Here is a 22981-nt window from a genome sequence, read left to right as displayed (position 1 = left end):
ATGTTCAGTTTTCAAAGGTCTACATAACTAATTACCGAAGTAATCAGCTCAATCATCATATCATGTTACTGATTTGATGTCAACAAGAAGTTTGATTTAACAACGTTTCTCGTTGATTTGCCGTCCCAAATGCAACAGCTCAATTAATATAACATTTTGTCATCATCACTGTCAAGAACTAATTTCAATCTTTCGAATTGGTCTAGTTGGTAACTCGCGTTGACAACGTATATAACTATACCAAGTGAGAACCCCACCGTCAACTAAATATTGAAAATAAATTCATCTTTTTCCAAAGGCAAAGCTTATAGTTGAAAGCGTCTGAATTGTTAACTGATGGCCGTGTGTTTCTTCTTTTTAACGAGTACCACGTTCGTCTTTATTTTGGCGTCAAAAAAGGCAGTCACCGAAAATAGTGACTGCCTTTCATAAAACCCGTAACTATTTAGCGATTCGAACTAAGAAGTACCGCTTTTTCCCACGACGAACGATGACAAACTTGCCATCGAAGGCACTACTTGGGTCAACTTCAGCATCCGTATCCGTAATCTTTTCACCATTAATCCGGATTGCCCCATTGGTCAGGTCTTCTCGTGCTTGTCGACGTGAAGATTCAATCTTAGTATCGTCAACTAACCACTCTACCAAGTTCTTCTTGTCACCACTAACCGTCACGGAAGGCATCTTCTTGAAGCCTTGTTCGATTTCACTGGCCGTCAAGTCCGCAACATCCCCAGAGAACAGTGCCTTGGTAATGTGTTGTGCTTCAACTACAGCGTCATGGCCATGAACGAATTCCGTGACTTCTTCGGCTAAGCGAATCTGAGCTTCCCGCTTCTTAGGTTCCGTTGCCACTGCCGTTTCCAATTCCTTGATCTGGTCTTGGTCCAGGAAGGTAAAGTACTTCAGTAACTTGATAACATCCTTGTCATTCGTGTTGAACCAGAATTGATAGAACTCGTATGGTGACGTCTTTTCTGGGTCAAGCCAGATATTGCCGCCTTCGGACTTCCCAAACTTAGTCCCGTCTTCCTTCAAGAGTAATGGAATGGTCAACCCATATGCCTTGGCATCTGATCCCTTGAGCTTATGGATCAGGTCAATTCCGGCCGTGATGTTCCCCCACTGGTCGGCACCACCAATTTGGAGCTGAACGTCTTCTTTCGTGAATAAATGAAGGAAATCGATGGATTGCAGGATTTGGTAAGTGAATTCCGTATAGGAAATCCCAACTTCCAACCGCGAAGCAACAACTTCCTTGTTTAACATGTTATTCACGTTGAAGAGCTTCCCGTAGTCACGCAAGAAGTCTAATAGGGAGATTTTTGACAACCAGTCGTAGTTGTTCACGATCTTAAAGGTCCCGTCTTGGCCGAAAAGGTGTTCCATTTGCTTGGTCAAGCAGTCTTGGTTATGGCGAACTTGGTCCATCGTCTGCAGCACCCGTTCCGATTTCTTCCCGGATGGGTCACCGATAGAACCTGTTGCCCCACCGATAATGATGTAAGGCCGGTGACCAGCTAACTGGAACCGTTTCAGAATCATAAAGGGAATCAAGTGACCAATGTGCATGGAATCCCCAGTTGGGTCGATCCCAACGTACAAGCCGACCGCCTTATCGTTGACCAACTCGCCCAGGCCAGCTTCATCAGTCTGTTGGTTAATCGCGCCACGCCATTTTAACTCATCAATAATTGACATTTCCGTTCCTCCTATATAAATCTCTCAATAAAAAAGTCCCCAATGGCGCTATGCCATCAGGGACGAATTGAAATCCGCGTTACCACCCAAGTTGTTGTCAATTGACAACCGCTCGTCATCTTTAACGGAATGACCCGCCGATCTCTCGGCCGCTCCTCAGCGTAATTCGTGGTTACGGGCGTCCTGACTCCCAGCACCGTCAGATTTCTTGACCGGAGCCGCACCCACTACTGGACTGATTCATTGCTTATGATGTCGATGATACCGGGACGGCGGGCAAATGTCAATACACCACGCAACCTTTACGGTGACTTAGCGACACGGTGACTTCCTAAAAGAGACTTGTCAGACTTTCCCAAACGATCTGAATGTTCAGCAACGTCAGAACAATCGTACACGTCCGCGCCAGAACCGTAATCCAGCGCTTATTGACGTATTCCGTCCCCATGATCTTCTTGGAGGACGTGAAGATTGTCAATGGAATCATGGAAAACGGCAGTGCAATCGACAAGAAGACCTGTGAATTGACCAGCAGGCTATCCAGCGCGGCTTCATTACCACCATAGATAATCGTACAAATAATTACGGGTACCACTGAGATCAGCCGGGTCACGAGACGCCGGACCCACAACGGAATCTTTAAATTGATAAATCCTTCCATAATGACCTGTCCCGTCAGCGTCCCTGTAATCGTCGAGTTCTGTCCGGAAGCCAACAGGGCAACCGCAAACAGCGTGGACAACAATGGCGACGCAACTGCACCAGCCAAGTGGTTATCCTGTAACGCGGCGTAGAGGTTACCAAACGTTCCTAATTGATCCGTGCCCTTACCGAAGAACATCGCTGCCCCCAACAAGAGGAGCAAACAGTTGATAATGAACGCACCAAATAACTGAATATTGGAATCCCAGGTCGTAAACTTCACGGCACGACGCATTTCGGCCGGATCTTCCCGGTTGAACTTCCGCGTCTGTGAGATTGATGAATGCAAGTAGAGGTTATGCGGCATCACCGTCGCCCCCACAATTCCCAAGGCCATCGTCAGTTGACCTGAGTGGACGATCTCCGTCCGTGGAATAAAGTTCGCCACGGCCGCGCCCATGTTCGGTTGTGCAATGACCACTTCGTAGGCGAAAACCACCAGAATCACGGTAATTAGGCAGATCACGATAGCTTCGATCTTTCTGAAGCCTAATTTCGTTAACAATAAGAGTAACAAGACGTCAAATACCGTCAGTGACACCCCGAGAACCAGCGGCACGCCGAACAGTAATTGTAAGGCAATTGCGCCCCCAATAACTTCGGCAATATCCGTCGCCATAATAGCGAGCTCGGTCACGACCCACAGCACGGCCCCAATCCGCTTGCTGGTATGCGCACGAGTGGCTTGCGCGAGGTCCATTTGCGTCACGATGCCCAGTTTAGCCGCCATGTATTGTAGTAACATCGCGATTAAACTCGACATCAAGATCACTGACATCAGTAAGTAGCCATACTTGGCACCCCCACCGATCGAGGTTACCCAGTTTCCCGGGTCCATGTAACCCACAGCGACTAATGCCCCTGGTCCGGAGAACGCCATTAAATTCCTAATAAAGCCTTTTTCCTTGGGTACCGATACGGTCCCGTTAACTTCTTCCAATGACGGTCCGTTTGCGTAGCCGGCCATCTTTGTCGACTTCGTTGAAACGTTGTCTGTCATATTTTCCAACTCCCCTATCTCTTTGCTATCTCCCCATTATACTGACAGCATAAAGATTGTAAAGCATTTTTTAATTATCCCTAACTTTAATTTTATATTACCCATTAAATAGATAACCCTAAAAATACCAATTTTCCTTGTGTTTTCAACGGGTTTGCATCATAATATTTTTTATATTTCATTTTGCAGAAAGTGGTGATCCCAATGACCCATACAAAAATGTTCATTGAATTATTAGCGCCTTTATTCATTGCCATCCTCACAATTGCTGGCCTCGCAGTTTTAGTGAAATGGCAAATCACGCCAACTGCTGTGGGTCTAGGAACCCTCGGCGCTGCTGGCCTAGTCACAGTCGTTATCAGTGGCTTGGTTGCTGACCTTTGGACCCGTCGGCACACAACCGCCGCCGTTAAATCGCAAGCCAAAAACCGGTAACTCCTCAGGAGCTACCGGTTTTTTCAGCCACTTTTTATGTCCTTCAGTGGGAATCGTGCTAACTAATACCACTTTGCAACTGCTGAAGCGTCGAATCCAGCGTTGCTGGCAGCTTCTCTTGAATCAAATCCAGCTTCTTCTGCCCCAGCACCGTCAGCGTTAGGTACCGACGACGACGGTCCTTTGCTGCCACCCGCTGGCTCAGGTAACCGCGTTTGCACAGATCAACAACGAGATTTGATGTCCGCGTTGCCGAAAACCCTAGTCTCTGTGCCACTTGCGCTACCGATAACTCTTCACTGGCTACGTACGTCAGCAACTGGCACTGCGGCAAATTCAAACTTAGCTCCGTCAGCGATTGGTTATAGCACTGCGTCACTAAGCCGTAGATCTCAGTTAACTTTTGCAATTGCTCATGCTTCACCATTTTCTCAACTCCAATTGCTGCATAATTGTATCCGCTTTCATTATATCATTAACTGTCTACTATGAAACAATCCAGCCGCATAATTAGTCCGCCATATATCCTAATTTGACCCCAAAAGATAGCCATTTTCACGAATCTCATATAAGTTGTCCGTACGACGACTACCGGAATAAATAAAAAGCAGGCTAGAAACATCTCCTAGCCCACTGATATCAGTCATACTCAGCAAAATATTTGTCCCTCAGCACCCCGATTGACGAATTAAGAATCCTCGTCCAGTGGGTGCGTCCGGTTATTGAAGTCCAACGCAAAGAGCGACAACTCGTGATGGCGCAGCACTCGAATCAAGCGATCCAGATTTTCCCCGTAAGCCAACTCCTTGACCCAGTGGAAAGCCTCCAGGCGATTGTGCTGAGCAAATCCCGCCGCCAACGGATCGACACCGTAGATGACGAGGTAATTGTCCCGGTTCCGCGCATCGATCACCGTCTGATCCGTCAGCAGACTGAGGTGGACGACGCCACTCAATAGCCGATTGAAAATATCCGTGGTCACCCCGATCATATCGTAAGTCACCAGAATCTCAACCTTAGCCTCCGTCAGGCTCAGGCCGTTCGTGTATTTACTCAGATGTTTCTGCACCAGTCGGACATCCGCAGCTGCCACTTCACCGGGGTAGAGGCGCCCCATGCTCTTCGCTAACGCTACAGCGGCCGCCATCGACGACTCGGTCGGCTTATACAGGGCCGTGATTTCCGGTCGGAGCAAAGGATCCACTCGGAAGAGCAACATGAACTGGCAGAGCGAGAACAGCCAGTTGGCAAACCAATCGCGACCGGTCGCATAGTCTGACAACTCCCGCACGCCAGGGGCCAACTCGTAGCTGCCTAAACGTTGCTTGATACCAAGATAGATTCGCTGCATCGCTTGGGGTTGTAGAGCTCGGACAAAATACGGTGAGCTCGTCAACAGGTAATCCAGCGTGGCCAATTCCGTCAGCGCCTCCTGTGGCGTATCCCCCAGTCGCGTCTGTAAGGCCCCCGCTAATCCCCGCAGGTCGGTCAAATGCCCCAGTGGAAAACGCAGTGGCGCATAGCGATGGCCCTGGTCCAAACGTAACAGCGCCAACGTGACGAGCAGGTCTTTTCGCTGTGTCAAACTAATGGACTCCTGATAAATGGCCCCGTTGGCGTAGGTCGTCATGACCTGATCGTGGATGGGCCGCATGCGTGCCGACAACTTTGGCAGATCCGCCACTGGCGTCAGTGTCGTGCTAAACAGCATAAAATAAAGCAGTTGGATCAGGGCTTCGTTACCCACGACCCGCAGTGGATTGGCCGTCAGTTGCAAATCGTACTGGGCCAGCTGTTGCTTCATTTCCTTCATGCGCCGGTTGAAGGTGGACGTACTGATGCCCAGGTCAGCACAGAAGGTACTGGTCTGCTGGTAATCCTCCCGCAACGTCGCCAGCATCGCCTGATACGGAATGCTCTGCCGGTAGAGCCAACGACGATAGTCATCCATCGTGACACTCGTCACCAAGTCATCCTTGGTCAGTAACGTTTGCCGGTCCAACACCTCCAGGTCCGCTCTGAGATTCAGCAAAACGTGGTAGGCCCGTGAATAGCTCACCTTAGTCATTTCAGCAAATTCTGTCAAACTAAAGTGTCGTTTCTCATCATTGATAAAGGTCAACAGCCGAATCTTCAACGTCTCCTTGGCCGTCAACATCGCAAAGTCGATCTTCAATTCTCTCACTTCTCATTCACCTGGCATAAACGAAAGCCCCCTAACCACTAAAAAGTCAGGGAGTTTCTGCGCCATTAATATTTTCCATGCTCTATGGCCTGGGTCAACGTTCTAATCGATACTGGAAATGGTTACGTTACGGGCATCGAATTCCGTCAAAGTCTCCTTCAAGATAATCCGAGGATCGTCGTAGCGAATGCCAGGAAGTGCACTGCTGACGTAATTTCCCGTCAATCTACCTGCCGCCACCTCTGGTTGAATGAGGACATTTAACCCATCACTTGTGGTCAAGGTCACACTCTTACCAGCCGTCAACCGGTCAACTAGTGGTAAAATCGGCATCTTTTGCATCATTCTGATCACCCTCCTATACTGAGCTTCCATCTTCATTCTAACACGTCCACTCACGGACCTCCTGCTTCGTTACTCGCCAATTTAGACTGCGCACTGTCGCCGGCCTAACGTCAGATTTCCACTCTGAGCCTGCCTTAAGGATACCCAGCTAGCGCCTTTCTCCCAATACAAACACCCCACAAAGTTCAGTGTCGACCGTCAACTAGCTTTGACGCCATTAACGCCCAGTGAAAATGGACCCGAAACGCCAAAAACACGGCAATTCAATCACTCTCGTCATGAATTACCGTGTTAGTTTCTTCTATATTAATAGGTTTTCAGAATGTATCCGTTTCCCCATGCTGTTCTATGAGGCTTTGGCTGGCGCCGCTACTCGAGTAAACCGCATACCGATGAAGTAGATTACGGCTGTGATGGCCATCGCAATGAAAGTTGCCCCAATTGTCGTGGCAATCACTGGCACCTGCTTCAAGCCCCAGTAGGCGACAACTCCCAATCCCCAGCTTGCTACGGCAATCCAGTTGACACCATGGACGTACCAGTAGGCACCGTGAACCTTGGTGAATTCACTCAGTTTGTACTGCTTGCCTTTCAAGATAAAGTAGTCCACCAGGAAGATGGCGATTTCCGGTCCCAGAAACATACCGATCCCGTCCAAAAACGTTTCGAAAACGTCCAGGAAACTTGCGAGGTAGACCGGAATAAAGGTGACGGCCGTTGCTGCCAGCGTCACAATCCACAGACTCACGTTCAGTGACAACCGGTGCGTCATGTTTGTCAGTGCGGACCCGGCCGACATCAGGTTGACCGCGTTAGCCGTGGTGCTGGTCAACACGATGACCAGTAAGGCGATGATACCCAGCCCCAATTTGGCAGCCACCGTACTAGGGTCGGAGTTGTTCGGGTCGAAATGGTTCAGTGAGACCGCCGTCCCAATCGTGGCAAATAACCCAATGAAGGCAAACCAGAACAGGCCGAAGTTGGCACCCAGGAAACTGGCCTTGGTCGCCGCCGACTTCTTGTTGGTGAAACGGCTAAAGTCAGACGCTGCCGTGACCCACGCGAGGTTGAAGGCTGCCAAAGTGTCGGCAGCCACCCCGGAGCTCATCCGCAGATTGTGGGGCGGTTGCCAGCCAACGATTTCACTAAAGGAAACCGTCCGGAATACAACTACCGATTCCCACAACACGAAGATCACGACAAGGATAATCCCGATTCGTTCAATCAATCGAACCGACCGTTCGCCCAACGAAATACTCAATAAATGCAGGACACTCATGATAATAATCCCAACGATCAAGCCGAAGGTCCCACCGGGCTTGCCATACAGTGGCCAACCGAAGAGCTCCCCGAAGATGTAGCTGATCGAAGTTGCTGCGATAAATGTATTGACCGCGGCCCACCCGATAAACTGAATCACGTTGATAACCGACGGAATGAAGCTCCCGCGTAACCCAAACGAAGCTCGGGTCAGCGCCATCGCCGGTAATCCTGTACGGTAGCCCATGTAACTGGCCACCGCCAGTAAGGCGTAAGAGATCAATCCCACAACGACTAACGTAGTCGACGCTGTCAGGAACCCACAGGCAGCAATGACCCCACCAATGTACCAGGTTCCGTTGTTAGCGTTAGCGCCGATCCAGGTGGCGAACAAGTCCCAATTGGACATCCGCCGGTGCTCACGAGGAATCGACTCGACTCTCCCGAATTCTTTAGGTGCTTTTGTTGCGGTTGCTTTAATCTCTTGTGCCATGCGTCCTCACCTTTCTCTTCTCGAATGCTGTGAACTGTTTTGACTTTGGAGCTATTAAATTGTGATAACTGGTCGCCTGCGGCTGCCAAGGATTCCGCCTGCTGTGGGGACCGGTCCAAGCCAAAGTACGGTCTTGGACCTCGACTTGGAACCTCACAAAAATCGTGAGTTTCCAAGCTCGTCCCGTGATATCAGCTGGTGAATCATCAGCTAATATCACCGCCACGGCCGGCTCCATCCTTGACCTCCTCCGGCTTACGTTGCGAGAATGCCGTCAAAACTGTTAGCAGCTTCTCTGCCACTCTACTAGCATTCGCCAACTTTGGAAGATTATCCAGACGGCCTATGTACATCGTGATCGGTATAATCACCAATCACGTTTAAACTTTAATTTGACGCATCAAGCTACTAGTCTCTCTATCCCGGATTAACACTGTCTGAGCCGTAGGACCGGTGAAAATGAACTCAGCTGCAGAAATCGACCTTTGCCGGTTCAAAGACATGCTATCATCCCATCAAACGGCTAGCTAAGTTGCTTGGCTAAATCCGCTAGAATGGTCATCATCACATCTCAGCCGGAGGCAGCCTGGGACGGAGCCAGCCGTGGCGATGGCGTTGGTTGACGTTTTCCAGTCAACCTACACCATGGGACGCGTTTGAAGACACGTTTTCTGTGTCTTCAAACCGAGCCGTCAGACCGCCCTTTGGCTGACGGCGGTCCCCACAGCGGCGGAATCCCAGGATGCCGCAGGCGGTAACCTTCACCTACCCGAAAACTAGAGGATTTGGCCGACGAACTCGCCGGCTGGTAGGGTGTTGAAGTCGTAAGTCTTGAAGTCATCGACGTTCTTGCTGTACCAGTGCATACTCTCGGTGACCATCAAGTTGACGGCTTCATCCTTTTCCTGCAGCGCAATGATTGGCTTGTTACTCATCGTGGCCACGCCTAACTCGTAGGCCGTACCGGAATCCAGGTTCTTGGCCTCAAAGTCGATGACCGTGACGATTACATCAGCCGCCGCAATTTGATCCATATCGCGGTGGAAGATTTCCGTGGCCCATGGCTTGGTAAATTGTTCATTGGCCGCATCTTGATGAAGCCGTGGTGAATAGAAATCTTTAACCGTTGGATTGGCTTCCAGGGCAGCCTCTAGGCGCTTCACCCGGTCGACCTGTTCTGGACTAAAGAATGGACTCGCAACGTAAATCTGTGACATAACTAAATTCCTCCATCGATTCGATTTCAACCCTCTCGGCATGAAAAAAGCGGCCGAATCCCGCAAGAATTCCAGCCGCTAGGTTCACTCGTGCCTAGGCGCACGAATGACTTCTACCGTACCTTTATCAGCCTCACGGGACTAAATTAAAAGGACTTATTTGGTTGTTGTAAAGTATTATACGGGCCGACTGTTCATCCGTCAAACCCCAAATTGTCGAAAATGATTGGGGTTAATCGGTAAACCACCCGCTGTGCCAGTGCTAACTAATTTTTCAATTAATTCCTGAACGTTTGAAATTGTTGCCTGCGGCTGCCAGAGTCTCCGTCTGCTGTGGGGACCGCCTACAGCCACAGTACGGGCTTTCGGCTTGGTTTGAAACCTCGCAAGGTTCTGCGAGTTTCCAAACACATCCCATGATGTAACCCCGGGAAGAACCAATCACCCGGGCTAACATCATCGTCACGGCTGACTACATCTCTGGCCTCCTCCGGCTAAGCTAACTTCCAACCATGAAATCAACTCAAAGAAGCAACCACGCCAAAATTTCATATCGAAATCCACTCGACAAACCGCCAACCACGGGTTAACACCACATGAGCCGCAGGGCTGGTAAAAACGGACTCAGCTGTGGGAATACGCTTAGCGGCGCCCTTTGCCGGTTAGCGTATTGGGAACTTTAAGACGTGGTTCTCACGGCTTGAAGTTCAGCCTAAAGACCGCTCTTTGGCTTTAGGCGTCCGCCCTCAGCGTCACGGCCCATTTTCACCAGTCCGGAGGCGTAATTAGTTAACCCCCATGGTTGTCAAGGGATGGGGGACTTGCTACACTGGTTATATCAGGAGAGGAGTTTCACACATCTATGTCATCTGAAAATCATCACCTACCCAACCGCATCAAGCTCATCTGGGGAATCAGCGCGGTGGGTAGCTTTGCGGCCTTAGTAGTCATCACTGGTCTCATCTGGCTCACCTACCGCTACTGGAGCTGGCCCTTCTGGCTGGTCTCCACCTTTGCGGCAATTACTATTATCGAGCCCATCATCGAAGGGAGCCTCATCCCCTACCGCTACCGATTCACGCGCTACCAGATTTCCGCGGTCGCCGTTGAAATGCAGTCCGGGTTTATCTTTAAAAAACGGGTCGCCATTCCGATTGCCCGGGTCCAAAACGTCACGCTCAACGCCGGTCCGCTACTGCAGTGGCAAAAATTGACCAAGGTGTCAATTGCCACCGCGTCTACTGATCACGGCATCGAAGGCCTGGAACTCGACGAAGCCGAAGCATTGCGCGATCAAATCATGCGGCTCGCGCGGGAGGCCCGCCATGATCAAGCCTAAACGCACCCATCCACTGGGCCTACTCCTGCATATTGCTAATTCAATCAAGGAATATTGGTTTCTCTTCATTCTGGTCCTCACCCTGTATAACCAGCCCCTTTGGTTTGCACTAAGCTGGGCTGGAATTGTCCTTGTCATAATCATTTGGCCCGCCACGCGCTGGGCCACGTTGAGCTACCGGGTTACCCCGACAGCCGTCGAAGTCAACTCCGGGGTGTTTGTTCGCCATCACGAGCACATTCCTTATTCACGAATTCAAACGGTCCAACGGAAGCAGTGGTTCTTCCTAGCGCCATTTAAGTTAGAAGAACTCTATATCGAAACCGCTAGCCATGATGATAACAAACCCGAAGCGCGGCTCGCTGCTGTTCCCACGACACTTGCCGATACCATCGACGGCTACCGTTTAGGCGCAACTGCCGCAGCGACAACCGATTCGACGGCCGCTACAGCAACTTCGGAGACTGCAGAAACAGATCCGCTTCCACTGCCCGCAACCACGCCAGTAACCGCCCATTATCGGATCAACAACCGCACTCTGCTTAAGTTTGCGGTTACCTCGACGGGATTCATCCCCTTACTTTTGATTCTGTTAGCCATTTATAACAAGGTTCCGCGTAGTTGGACCGATTCACTGATTGCTGACGCTACGCATTTAGCATTAGTCGTCTTGATCGGTGGTGCTGTAGCCGTGGTCGCTATTGCTTGGGTCGGCGCCTTTCTATGGACCTACATCCGCTACTTTCACTTCGACGTCGCGTTGCAGGGAGACCAGTTAAAGACGGCAAAGGGGCTATTCCAACGCAACACGATCACCGCGCCGCTCAAACGCATCCAGGCCATCCGGGTCAAACAAAACGTTTTCCGGCAATGGCTGCACATCCAAACGGTCCAAGTCTTGCTGGCCTCCAAGGCCGCTTCCAAGGACGACGATGACGACCTGGTGATTCTCCCGGCCGTGCCCCAGTCACAACTCTATGACGTGGCGCCCCCATTTGTGGACTGGCTACCGGATCATACGCCAGACCTTAGTGATCTCAACGTTGCTGACCGCCGGCAGTGGTATCTCATCCGTAACGCCTTACTGATCGTTATTGCCCCAGTAGCCCTTGCCAGCTTCTTGCTACCACACTGGATGTGGGCCTTTGCTCTGATTCTAGTCATCGCCTTCTTTCAGGGGCGCTTCGCCGCTCACCAAACGGGTGGTGGCTTGATCACCCCGCGGATGCTGGCGCTACAGACTGGCCACATGTGGACCAAGGAGACCTACTACCTCCCCGTTGACATGATCCAATCGGTTCGGCTGAACCAGTCCATCTGGATGAAACGAACCGGTCTCATGCACCTCATCGTCAACGTACGTCACGGTAACAAGAACCAAGCAATTGAACTACGTTACCTGAAGTCAACGCAGGCCCAGCGCGTCTACGACTGGTACCTGCAAACCGTCTGAAAGGAGTCCCACCATGACCACCCCTCGAATCTTCAAAATGAGCTTTGCGCGGGTCTATCCGCTGTACGTCCAGAAGGCCGAAAAGAAGGGACGCACTGTCGCCGAAGTCGATGAGATCATCACCTGGCTGACCGGTTACGATGCGCCTGCGCTGCAGGCCCAGTTGGACGCAAATGTGGATTGTGCCACCTTTATGACTAACGCCCCCCGCTTCAACCCCAACGCCACCAAAATCACTGGCGTTGTTTGTGGCGTTCGCGTTGAAGAGATCGCCGACCCCACTATGCAACGCCTGCGCTACCTCGACAAGCTAATTGACGAGTTGGCTCGGGGAAAGGCCATGACTAAGATTTTGCGGGACTGATGATGTCGACATTCATTTTCGACAGTACCCATACTATGCTAGTGGTTCCGGGTTCCCCGGAACCTAGGCCCTTACTGATTACTAATGTCAAAAACGCCGAAACAGTCGCACGAATTTGCTAAACCATAGAGATTCTTAACCTGTCCCACCACCACAATTAAGGCCATTCCCCACTTAACCGGGAATGGTCTTTTAATATGTCTATTAACCAAAAACGGGCACCAACAACCACAACAGTTGTTGGAACCCGTTTTGTTTCGCCACATCGTTCCCCAACGTTGTGCCGCTCCCCTTGACGTTCACCGACTTCCCCAAGCCGTGGCACGCCGGTACTACCTTCGTTAAATCCTACTCTCTAGCCACGTTTACGTTCACGCCATTGATGCCACTGTTCTCCCAATCGGGGACGCCATAACCAGGCGTAACCGAATAACAACGTAAACAGAAGGGACAGGACGAACGAAGTCCCATCTGATGTCCAACTGAAGAAGAACGTGACGTAGATGACAAAGACGATGTATACCGGAACCCGCAAGTGCGGGAACATTAAGTACTCACCATTATGTTCCAATGAAAGCCGTTGATACAGAGCTGCTCCCCAGATAAGCAGTGCCAGCGCGAGAATGACAGCGAACGTCAAGACGCACCACATAATCTGCGTTTCCGTTAGCGGGGTCAGCTTCCTCACTATATTACCACCGATTGCGCTATATCCGCCTAAAGAAAAGGTAAAGCCCGCGATGGTCACAACTAGTGGGCCTTCTTGGCCAATGATCAAGGAGGCAAACCAACTGATGGCGAACAGGCCAAATGAGATCATCAGCCCGAACAGCCAGGACGACAGAACGCCTGGCCAACCAATGTGCCAAGTATAACCATTCGGTGTGCCAATCCAGTAGATCAGATACTGTACGGCCGTCGTGACACAATCAATAAATAAGATGATCAGAAAGGCCACTTTGATTTTTGACCAGTAGATTCGTTGCCGACTGAAGCCACTGCTGAACAGGAACTGGTTAAAGTTATCCCGTAAATCAAGATGCATCATTTCTAAACCAATCAACCAAGCGGCAATCATCAGCCAGGCGGAAAAGCCAGAGAAGTAGATTCCCCGGTATGGCGCCCACTGTTGCATCGTTACGGCGTTCACCAGGTTGCGACTGTAATGATCATTGGTCACATCGTGGAGGGCAATCAGCGCGATCATCACAACACCAAACAGGGCCATCGCCCCGACGGCAAAGAGCATTCTGCGATGACGTTGCCAAATCAACTGGTCCAAACGATTCTTAAACATGTCTGTGTCTCCTCCCCTACTTCAACAGCTGGTAACCCGTGTCGTGCGCTAAGTTGGCGCGGAACAGGTCTTCCAGAGTCAATGGTAATTCTTCAAATAAGACTGGCTTTAGCGCCTTTAACTCTTGATCGATGGCCGGCGTGTAGTCGGTAATGACCACGACTAACACTCGCCCGGAAACCCGAATTAGCTGACTGTGTGCCTTGAGCACATCCGGAATCACTTTATCGTTTAAGACCAACTGAATCTTTTTGGCCCGTGAACGGACTTCTTCCAGATTATAGTCGTGAACCAGTTGACTGTCCTTCAACAACAGGACCCGGTCACTCAAACCATCGAGTTCATTCAGGTCATGTGAGGAAATCAGGAAGCCCTTCCGCTGGTCAGCCACCTCATCAATGACCATCGTTGCGATATTCTCCCGCACGATGACATCCAGTCCGTCAAAGGGTTCGTCCAAGATAATGTAGGTGGCATTCGAGGTCAACGCCAGAATCAGGTTGACTAACGCCCGCATCCCCTTGGAGAGCCGCCGGTACTGACTGTTCGGATCTAACTTGAACTGTGCGATTAATTTGGTAAAGCGGTCACCGTCGAAACGGGGATACACCGTCCCGAAGAACCGAGGCAGTTCCCACAACCGGTAAGTACTTAAAAAGTTATACTGCGTATCAATAAAGAAAAGCTGTTCCTGGCGACTAGGCACATCGAGGATGTCCTCGCCATCAATCGCCACGTGACCAGCTTCTGGTACGTATTGATTCATCATCGTCCGAAATAGGGTGGTTTTCCCCACACCATTTCGACCGACTAAACCGATGATTTCACCGGGTGCCCATTCAAAGTTAATGTCCTGAATGATTGCACGACCGCTAATTTGTTTGCTTAATCCTGAAACTTGTAACGTCATTGCTCTACCCCCTCATATGCCGCCTTGATCCAATCGACAACTTCGTCCAACGGTACACCGAGGTACCGAATCTCCGTCAACAATGTCAGGAGTTGTTTCTTCGTGGCAATCACTTGTGCCGAGTCGCCGGCCGGTGTGAGAGCCTCGCGGACGTAAGTGCCCTTCCCGTGGACCGTGGTGATGACTTGTTGAGCTTCCAACTGCTTGTAAGCCTTGCTGACCGTGTTCGGGTTCAGTTGTTCCTGCCGCGCCATCTCTCTGACGGACGGTAACCGGTCACCCGGTCGCAAGATGCCCTGGACGATCTGTTGCTTAACGCGTAACACCAACTGCTCGTAGTACGGCAAGCCGGATTGATCGTTTACTTGCATGTTTTTCACCCCTTGGTTTGGCTACGTGTTCTGTGTGTACTATTATACCTAGTACAGTTTAAATGACAACCCCTTGTTTGAAAATTAATTGTGAACACTGGTTTGACTGGCTGAACATTATGCCTCCCGGGATGGTGAAAATGGACCGGGACTGCAGTAGGGAGGATACCATCGCCTTACCGGGTGGCGCAAATAGGCTGGAACGCTAGGGCGGACGCCGGGAGCCAAAGTGCGGTCTCCCGGCTTGACTTGGAACCTCTAAGGAACGAGTTTCCAAGTCACCAATTATCTAGGCAGCAAAGCTCGCTACCAAGATAATTCCCACGGCTGAGCCTATTTGTGCCACTCTCACGGCTAATATGGCTTCGAACCACCCGCATCCATTTTCACCATCCCTCCGGTAGACACTACTGTACCGTTCTAACACACCAACTTATATCTCAATCCACTAACTCACTGCAGAGACACAAAAGGGCCAGCCAAGCCTTCGCTCGCTGGTCCTGATACAAGATATGTTTAAATCCCCCGAAATCAATGACGCAATAGTCCCCACTATTCCGTTAACCATATCACCACCGAGCCTCACAGGTGACCTAGTGATGATACTGCTATAAATTAATAACGCCAACAGCAGCGCTCCTGAACATGACAACAACGATAGACCTTCTGCACGTAAGCAGCTTTTACTCTGAAGGTACCGTCTAGACTTGTTCTGTAGCCGGAGGCAGTTGGGTTCTACGCAGTGACGGGGGTCTTTGCTAGCGTACTTAGCTAGCTTAGACCCCGAGACGATTGGTAGACTCGACTTTTGAGGCTTCCGATCGACTCTAGAGACCGCCCTTTGGCTCTAGAGGTTGCCCCACAGCGTAGACCCCAACTGATGTAGGCGAAAGAACCTAAGCCACAGCGTCACGGCCGATTGCCAGCACCCGGCAAGGCGCTGGTTTACGCCATCCCGTCATCGTCGTGATCGTCGCCAGCAACCGTTGCTTGCGGTTCGTCGTGGCGGACGACCAGTTGCGTAAAGAACTTCGCCCGCGCCATGTCATAGTAAGGTTGAACGAACAGGCCTGCTAAGCCAAACGTGATCATCACCAACAGGAACCAGCCGATGAAACTCAGGTCCATGATGAACAAGAACGCCTTGTTACCATTCATCATGTGTCGTGACTTGGTAATCGCCTGTAATGGTGAGAGTTCTTCGCCCTTGTCGACTGCGTCCCGGTACAGGAAGAATGCTTGTGAATAGGAATAAGACTTGATGAATCCCGGTACGATCAACAGCAAGCTCCACAGGAACGTGAAGATGGCGATCAGAATCCCGATGAAGATCCAGCCCAAGAAGTAACGGCCGTTATCAAACAACTTGAAGCTTCGTTGAATGGGATTATCCAACTTGGCAGTTCCCCGGTCGATATCAATCATGGTCAAACGAGTCCCCGCCCGCATCATTGATCCCGCAATAATCAATAGCCAACCGAATGAAAAGAAACCACTGATGGTCGTTCCGCCATTAGTCGCCAAAGTTTGCGTGAAAACGTTGGCGCTGCGTTCATAGACCATGCCACCGATCCAATTCAATGCGATCCATAGAATTGAGAGTAATATGTAAAATCCGATATGATCCAAGATTTGGCTCTTGGCCCCTAATTTAAAATTAATGCGATCTTGTGAATCCATGTAAACTCCTCCTCGTTTTCACTGCCTGTGATTGTTTCATTGTAACATAATTGTCACATTAGTTTTAGAGAAACGAACTTTTCTGCAATCTGCCTGAACTTCACATAATTTTCACAACTTTCTTATACTTCTATTACAATCGCCGTTTATACTTTGTAAGCAGGTGTAAGTGGTTTCACCAGAATATTGTTACCACTTCACATCAAATACATAGAGAAAGTGGTGTCATTTTGAAAAAACACAGACGCTTTGGTTGGCTGATTGGGGCAGCCTTCGTCGTCCTAGCATTGACCGGGTGCGCACAGTCCTCAAAGGCTGATGCGCCCAAGCAACCAAAACGCGTCACGGACGCGACGTTGCTTTCCACGGCCAAGATCAAGAGTAATATCGGGAGTGATCTGGTCTCCACATTGAAAGATCAACAGGCCAGCACGACCCAGGATCTACGGGATAAACTGAATTCGGGGGATTATTCCGCAGACCACATGTACGTGAAACTCAATCCATACGGAACCTCACCGCTCTCGGCCATCGCCCTCTTTACCACGGACGATGCCGTTAAAGTGAGTTACACGGTGGTCGGCAAGACCGACAAGACGAGCGTGACCAACACGCTAGCCGGTTATAAGACACGTCACACCTTGCCGATCGTCGGCCTGTATGCTGATGATAATAATACGGTCAAGATTCACCTGACAACTAAGGCCGGGAAAGTCACGACCAAGACGATTTACATTCAAACTAAGGCTCTGGCAAAAAACCTGGCTAATCTGAAACTGACCGTCACAAAGAATGATAAGACTAAGATGAAGATCGGCAATAACCAGATGACCTTCATGATTCGTTCCACCCAACGGCCATTTGCCGTGGATGCCGATGGCGCTGTCCGCTGGTACTCTGATAACTACGCCCAACACATTTACAAACAGCTCAGCAATGGCCACATTATCCTGATGAACAAGAAGGATAACGCCCATATGGTCTACAACGACCTGATTGAGACCGACTATCTGGGACGCGTTTACAAGCAATACCACATTAGCAATAAGACCAAGAGCACCGAGAACGTCAAGGCCACGGCCAAATCCGAAAATAAACAGGAAACGACCGTGATTCACCATGACGTTATCGAGCTGCCCAACCACAACCTACTGGCGACCGTTTCCGACGGGAGTAAATACGTCGAAGACACCATCGTTGAACTATCTCACAAGACGGGGAAAGTCGTGAAGGTTCTCGACATGAAACGTATCCTACCGAAGAACATGTGGAAGAAGTACGACTCCTCCACGCGAACCGATGGCAAGGTTGACTGGCTCCACAACAACGCCCTGTACTACGACAAGACTGACAAGAGCTTAGTTATTTCCAGCCGGCATCAAGATCTGGTCATGAAGATGGACTACAAGACGGGCAATATCAAGTGGCTCTTCTCCGGGAAGAAAACCACGGACTGGCCCAAAGCTTATCAGCCATTCGTCTTGAAGGCAGCCAAGGGCACGACCATCACCGGAGGCCAGCACGCCGCCTACCTGCTGAGTGATCACGACGGTAACACCAACACCAAAGACCTCCTGTTGTACGACAACAACTACGCCGTCACCAACGGGGATAAGAAGTCTAGCGGCAAGTACTCACAGGCCGTTCAGTACACGATCAATGAAAAACACATGACCATCAAGCAAAATTGGGCATACGGCAAGCACTTAGGTAAGGATAACTTCACCGATCGTATCGGGAATAGCCAACGTTTAAACAACGGCAACCACCTAATCGACTTCGGGTATCTGAACGCCAAGAACGGCACCGGGAGTAATGTTATTGAAGTAGCCGGTGACAAACAGGTCTTCAACCTGCACGTCGACAACATTCCGGACAAGGGCTACGTTTACCGGGCTTACCGGCAAACACTGTTCCCAAGCAATTACACGTTCGACCTTGATTAAGTTATTTACCTAACTTTCATATTGCGGGCTAAATAGACGGTGAAAGTTATCGTCTGCGGCTGCCAGGGATTCCGCCTGCTGTGGGGACCGCCTGCAGCCAAAGTACGGGCTTTCGGCTCGGTTTGAAACCTCGCCAAGTTCATGCGAGTTTCCAAACCCGTTCCACGCTGTAAGACCGGGAAGAAACAATCACCCGGCCTAACACCGTTGTCACAGCTGACTGCATCCCTGGCCTCCTCCGGCTAAACAATCTTTCTGACATCTCTATTAGCCAAATATTCAAACTAGTTAATCATTAATTCAACACTCGCGGGGAACGACTGCCTCAGCCTCATTGCTGGTAGTCGTTCCCCGTTTCTGTTACAGAACCATACCGTTAGCCAGAAGCCAGCACAATGATTCAACCCATCACCTGCTTATCCGTTAATCCGTCGACACTGTCCATTCGTCCCCTGCGCCTGGTTCTGTCAGTTAGGGCTAGTTATTCACGATTTTCAGTCCTTTAGGTTCTTGGGCTGATAGTTGCTCAAATTCACCCCTGATTGGCCAGTCGAAGCCACCACAATTTCTACACGATTTTTGCCCAGTTTGCTGACCCACTCGTAGGTCCATCGCCGGCTTAGGCACAGCGTTTACGCGACATATGAACTAGTTTTGGTCTAAAATATTAACTTGCCCGCAACCAGTACGACTTGCTACAATGGTTGGGAATACTGCTATCCGTGCGATAGTCTTTAGGAAAAGGAGTTACATACGATGAAGAAGCTTTGGAAAATCACGATTGGTGTTCTACTGGCACTGATCGTGGTCGGTGGTGCCGCGGCCTACCATGAACGCCACAATATCCGCCGCTACCTGCTAGTCCATCAACGCTACGCCAAGAAGGATATTCTGACGACCAACCAGATTAAACTCAACATTCGCCCAGCCCTCTCCACGGCGAATACGACCAGTACCAATAAACTCAGTAAGACCTACCGTCAGGATTTGAAACAGGTCAAGGCCGGATCGACCAATGCCAAGGTCATTGTGAACCCCTACAAGACCTCCCCACTCGCCGGCCTGATTCTGGTCAAGACTGAGGCGGCTACTAAGGTCACCCTGACCGTCCACGGGGATACGCCCACTACGACGATCACCAAGCACCTTAAGGGTTACAAGACCCAACACGCAGTCGGTGTGCTCGGCCTCTACGCCGACCGAACCAATCGCGTCACGTTGACCTTTACGCGTAAGAATGGAACGACCACGCGAACAACTTACACGATGAAGACAACGGCGGCACCCAAGGCAATTGGCAAGAATACGTTGAAGACCAGCAAACCTAAGCAAATGGCGCTGGGACACGGCAATACCAAATTAACCTTTGCCGTCAGCAGTCTCGGCTACACCTACGGACTGGACGCCAAAGGTCAGGTTCGTTGGTACTCGACTAAACCAATTTCCCACGTATTCAAGCAGCTCGCCAACAAGCACCTGCTGCTCAACACCAAGGTGAAGACCAGCGACTCTAAATCGAACGCGCTTCAGGAGACCGACTTTTATGGACGCGTTTACCACCAGTACAACATGAACGGCCTCTTCCCATCCAAGGATGACCCGTCCAAGCTGGCTAATAACACCGTGATTCACCATGACGCCATCGAGCTACCGAACCACAACTTCCTGTTGACGGTGGACGATGGGAGTAAGAAGTTCGTCGAGGATACCATGATCGAGGTCGACCGCAACACCGGAAAGATCAAGAAGGTCATTGACCTCAAACGCATCCTACCCAAGTCGGCCTACGAAAACTACAACGGGACCCACCGCGCCGATGGCAAGATCGACTGGTTCCACCAAAATTCTATGTACTATAACCGTAAGAACGGCGAGCTCATCATTTCCGGGCGCAATCAGGATATGATGTTGGCCATTAACTACAAGACCACCAAGCTCAAGTGGATCCTGGCCGCACCAGAAAAGCTGCCGCAGAGTTATCACAAATACCTATTGAAGCCCACGACCAAGCACTACCGCTACAACGGGGGCCAACACGCGGTCATGTTGATCAACACGGCTAAAAACACCGGCAGTAAGATCGACTTGGAGTTCTACGACAACAATGTCCCCGTCACTCGCGGCAAAACCAAGCAGTCTAAACAGTGGTCGGCCGGCGAAATCGTCAGCATCGATCAACTGAAGAAAACTGTCACCAAGACGTGGAGCTTCGGTCGGACGTTGGGCAAACGTAACTTCACCAACATTGTCGGCAGTAGCTACGACGTTGGCAAGGGCAATACGCTGATTGGTTTCGGTTACGCGGACCACGGCAAACGCAGTGAGTTCGTGGAAGTCAACCGCAAGACTAAGCAGATTGTCTTCGATGTCGACCGAACCGGCTTCCGTCACGGCGACTGGAGCTACCGGGCCCAACGGATGACACTGTATCCGGGATCGGCTAACCTGAGTTTGCAGGACATTCAGACTAAATAGGCTATTCAGTAACAAATAGGCCTAATTTGCCCATAACTATCCCTATGAATCCACGTTAAAATCACCCTTCCAAAGTAAAAATTGGAGGGGTGATTTTTTGAAATAAATCCATTTTAATTTACCGTCGGATTTGAGACGGCTAAGAGATGTTTTCCAAATAGGCCACATTCCTTTGGAGCCGCTGATACATCTTCTTCGTCTTCTTCGAATAATTAGCGTACGCCTTATATTTTTTCAGAATTTTTTTGCCTTGCCAGTATGCTTTGTCATCTTGCTGATTCAACACCAACAGATTCTTCCCCTGGTTAGCGGCGAGATCGGCGTGGTATTCCAAGCTATTGCGATTGAAGGCTATATCGGCCCGCATGGCGGCGCTCCCCATTAACTGTTGCGCAGTCGCCGTTACCACCTTATTGTGCGGCGGCAAAATCTTGAGCGACCATGTCTTCGTCTTTGACGCAATCATGTAAGTCTCATTCTGGTTGTTTTGGCTGACCAGGTCCTTGTAGTACTTGCCGCCGACGTGTCCCCAAAGTGATGACTTCCGCGACACGACCTTTTTGCCTTGATAGACGATCATATTCACCTTAACAGCGTTGCCAGCCGGCTGTTCGCCCGCGACAAATTCATAGCGCTTGCCGGCCTGCTTCTTAGTAAACGCCGCGACATAGATTTCGCCATTCTTAGGAACCCGAAGTACGGATAGCTCGAACCCCTGCGCCTTAAAAATTTTGTTGGTCGCCACGCAATCCTTGTGATCAATGACATTTTTCGTCTTCGCCTGGGCCGTGACTCCCGCACCCAAACTAACCAACCCAAACGCCATCACCGTTAATCCCAACTTCAAACATGCTCTTAACCGCAACCTAAACACTCCCCGAAAACAATTATCTGGTTAACCACATGATGGCATTAACTAATCCCTTTTATTAAAAGCTAAGCAGAAAACCTGCAATTTTAATAAAAGGGATGAATGCCAGAATTTAATAATCTTTTTCGAAACGTATGTTCCCCTAAATGAGACTGAACATGGTATACTTAACTCAGTTTACAGAGGAGGTATCCATTGGTTAAATTAAGGCGAACAATCAAACTGAGACTCTATCCGGACACTGATCAAGCAGAACGATTTCTAGCAATGAGCAAGGAATACCAGCGGTTAGCTAACGTTGTCAGTCAGTGGATCTTTGACCACGACTTTCAGTTAAGTTGGTTAAAAGTCAACTACCATCTGTACAAAATATTTAGACAGGAATCAGAACTCAATAGCCAGATGATTCAATCTGTTTTTCGGACGGTCTCGGCTCGCTATAAGACCGTTAGAGAACAAATGAGGCAACATTCTTATCGCTACAAGAACGAAGAAAACAAATGGGTTCAAGTTCCTAGAGACCTGAACTGGTTGGTGAAACCTATTCAATTTCGTCAGCCACAAGCAGACTTGGTTCGTCAGAGCAACTATTCTTTTGTAGATGACATGCAACAAATCTCTATAACCACTCTGAGTAAACGAACAAAGTTGGCATTCACTAACAAAGGATTTGAAAAGTACTTTACTGGTGACTGGAAGCTGGGTACTGCTAAGTTGGTCTATAGCCGGGGCAAGTGGTTTTTGCATATCGGTATCACAAAGAAAGTTAATGATTTCGATTCCAAGGATAGTCCTCAAATTGTAGGTATTGACCGCGGGTTACGCTTCCTAGCGACTGCCTTTGACAATGAAGGAAGGACGTTATTTTTTGATGGTCAAAAGATCTTACATAGGCGGAAGAAGTTCCTAGAGATTCGTCGACAACTGCAAAGTAAAG

Annotated in this window: 18 protein-coding genes, 1 pseudogene and 1 other annotated feature; of the genes and pseudogenes, 7 read left to right on the top strand and 12 right to left on the bottom strand. The window is 49.9% G+C overall.

Features of this window, described 5'->3' with window-relative positions; all coding sequences use genetic code 11:
* Positions 1–441: 441 nt before the first annotated feature.
* Together tyrS and FD07_RS10165 are read right to left on the bottom strand one after the other, a co-directional pair.
* Positions 442–1701 (bottom strand): tyrosine--tRNA ligase, encoded by a 1260-nt coding sequence (gene tyrS, locus FD07_RS10170; RefSeq protein ID WP_020088758.1) that lies wholly within the window; start codon positions 1699–1701, stop codon positions 442–444.
* A 55-nt stretch (positions 1702–1756) separates the two neighbouring features.
* Positions 1757–1954: a binding site (T-box leader), on the bottom strand.
* 78 nt (positions 1955–2032) lie between these two features.
* Positions 2033–3403 (bottom strand): Nramp family divalent metal transporter, encoded by a 1371-nt coding sequence (locus FD07_RS10165; RefSeq protein WP_020088757.1) that lies wholly within the window; start codon positions 3401–3403, stop codon positions 2033–2035.
* Between the two features lie 204 nt (positions 3404–3607).
* Here FD07_RS10165 and FD07_RS10160 point away from each other — a divergent pair, with 204 nt between their 5' ends.
* A complete protein-coding gene (locus FD07_RS10160) occupies positions 3608–3838 on the top strand; it encodes a hypothetical protein (RefSeq protein ID WP_020088756.1) in 231 nt (76 codons plus the stop codon).
* A gap of 58 nt (positions 3839–3896) precedes the next feature.
* On the opposite strand, the gene FD07_RS10155 is transcribed toward FD07_RS10160, so the two are convergent.
* The 5 genes from FD07_RS10155 to FD07_RS10130 form a co-directional block, all read right to left on the bottom strand.
* Complete coding sequence (locus FD07_RS10155) at positions 3897–4265, bottom strand: MarR family winged helix-turn-helix transcriptional regulator (protein WP_020088755.1); 369 nt, start codon at positions 4263–4265, stop codon at positions 3897–3899.
* 261 nt (positions 4266–4526) lie between these two features.
* Complete coding sequence (locus FD07_RS10150) at positions 4527–6023, bottom strand: helix-turn-helix domain-containing protein (RefSeq protein WP_235804797.1); 1497 nt, start codon at positions 6021–6023, stop codon at positions 4527–4529.
* Positions 6024–6125: 102 nt separating this feature from the next.
* A complete protein-coding gene (locus FD07_RS10145) occupies positions 6126–6368 on the bottom strand; it encodes a hypothetical protein (protein WP_020088753.1) in 243 nt (80 codons plus the stop codon).
* Between the two features lie 346 nt (positions 6369–6714).
* Positions 6715–8121 (bottom strand): cytosine permease, encoded by a 1407-nt coding sequence (locus FD07_RS10140; protein ID WP_020088752.1) that lies wholly within the window; start codon positions 8119–8121, stop codon positions 6715–6717.
* A gap of 776 nt (positions 8122–8897) precedes the next feature.
* Entirely contained in the window at positions 8898–9338 is a 441-nt protein-coding gene (locus FD07_RS10130) for a nucleoside 2-deoxyribosyltransferase (RefSeq protein ID WP_020088750.1), read from the bottom strand.
* Positions 9339–10200: 862 nt separating this feature from the next.
* Between FD07_RS10130 and FD07_RS10125 the strand changes: the two genes are divergently transcribed.
* Genes FD07_RS10125 through FD07_RS10115 form a run of 3 tightly spaced genes read left to right on the top strand, consistent with a single transcriptional unit; the run spans position 10201 to position 12494 of the window.
* The gene (locus FD07_RS10125) at positions 10201–10677 is read left to right on the top strand and encodes a PH domain-containing protein (protein WP_020088749.1); all 477 of its coding nucleotides are present in this window, start codon (positions 10201–10203) and stop codon (positions 10675–10677) included.
* On the top strand, positions 10664–12130 hold the full coding sequence (locus FD07_RS10120) for a PH domain-containing protein (RefSeq protein WP_020088748.1): 1467 nt from the start codon (positions 10664–10666) through the stop codon (positions 12128–12130). The genes FD07_RS10125 and FD07_RS10120 overlap by 14 nt, the downstream gene beginning before the upstream one ends.
* Before the next feature lie 13 nt (positions 12131–12143).
* The gene (locus tag FD07_RS10115) at positions 12144–12494 is read left to right on the top strand and encodes a DUF2200 domain-containing protein (protein WP_020088747.1); all 351 of its coding nucleotides are present in this window, start codon (positions 12144–12146) and stop codon (positions 12492–12494) included.
* Positions 12495–12849: 355 nt separating this feature from the next.
* Here the strand turns inward: FD07_RS10115 and FD07_RS10110 are convergent, their stop codons facing one another.
* The 4 genes from FD07_RS10110 to FD07_RS10095 all read right to left on the bottom strand — a co-directional run bounded on the left by FD07_RS10110 (position 12850) and on the right by FD07_RS10095 (position 16752).
* The gene (locus FD07_RS10110) at positions 12850–13791 is read right to left on the bottom strand and encodes an ABC transporter permease (protein WP_020088746.1); all 942 of its coding nucleotides are present in this window, start codon (positions 13789–13791) and stop codon (positions 12850–12852) included.
* 16 nt (positions 13792–13807) lie between these two features.
* Positions 13808–14701, bottom strand: a complete 894-nt coding sequence (locus tag FD07_RS10105) for an ATP-binding cassette domain-containing protein (RefSeq protein ID WP_020088745.1) — start codon at positions 14699–14701, stop codon at positions 13808–13810.
* Positions 14698–15072, bottom strand: a complete 375-nt coding sequence (locus tag FD07_RS10100) for a GntR family transcriptional regulator (protein ID WP_020088744.1) — start codon at positions 15070–15072, stop codon at positions 14698–14700. Before FD07_RS10100 ends, FD07_RS10105 begins: the two co-directional genes overlap by 4 nt.
* A 945-nt stretch (positions 15073–16017) precedes the next feature.
* Positions 16018–16752: a DUF975 family protein gene (locus FD07_RS10095; protein WP_020088743.1), complete on the bottom strand. Its 735-nt coding sequence runs from the start codon at positions 16750–16752 to the stop codon at positions 16018–16020.
* A gap of 230 nt (positions 16753–16982) precedes the next feature.
* Here FD07_RS10095 and FD07_RS10090 point away from each other — a divergent pair, with 230 nt between their 5' ends.
* Both FD07_RS10090 and FD07_RS10085 read left to right on the top strand, forming a co-directional pair.
* Positions 16983–18698 (top strand): aryl-sulfate sulfotransferase, encoded by a 1716-nt coding sequence (locus tag FD07_RS10090; RefSeq protein WP_020088742.1) that lies wholly within the window; start codon positions 16983–16985, stop codon positions 18696–18698.
* A gap of 756 nt (positions 18699–19454) precedes the next feature.
* Complete coding sequence (locus FD07_RS10085; protein WP_020088741.1) at positions 19455–21173, top strand: aryl-sulfate sulfotransferase; 1719 nt, start codon at positions 19455–19457, stop codon at positions 21171–21173.
* 139 nt (positions 21174–21312) lie between these two features.
* Here the strand turns inward: FD07_RS10085 and FD07_RS10080 are convergent, their stop codons facing one another.
* Positions 21313–22038, bottom strand: coding sequence for a hypothetical protein (locus FD07_RS10080; RefSeq protein ID WP_155823032.1), 726 nt, complete (start codon positions 22036–22038; stop codon positions 21313–21315).
* A 201-nt stretch (positions 22039–22239) separates the two neighbouring features.
* Here FD07_RS10080 and FD07_RS10075 point away from each other — a divergent pair.
* Positions 22240–22981: pseudogene (locus tag FD07_RS10075) on the top strand (RNA-guided endonuclease TnpB family protein); the annotation flags it as partial.

It is taken from the genome of Levilactobacillus parabrevis ATCC 53295, assembly GCF_001434055.1.
Classification (GTDB): domain Bacteria; phylum Bacillota; class Bacilli; order Lactobacillales; family Lactobacillaceae; genus Levilactobacillus; species Levilactobacillus parabrevis.
Note: the sequence above shows the minus strand (reverse complement) of the source record. Positions and strands in the feature narration are given on the sequence as shown.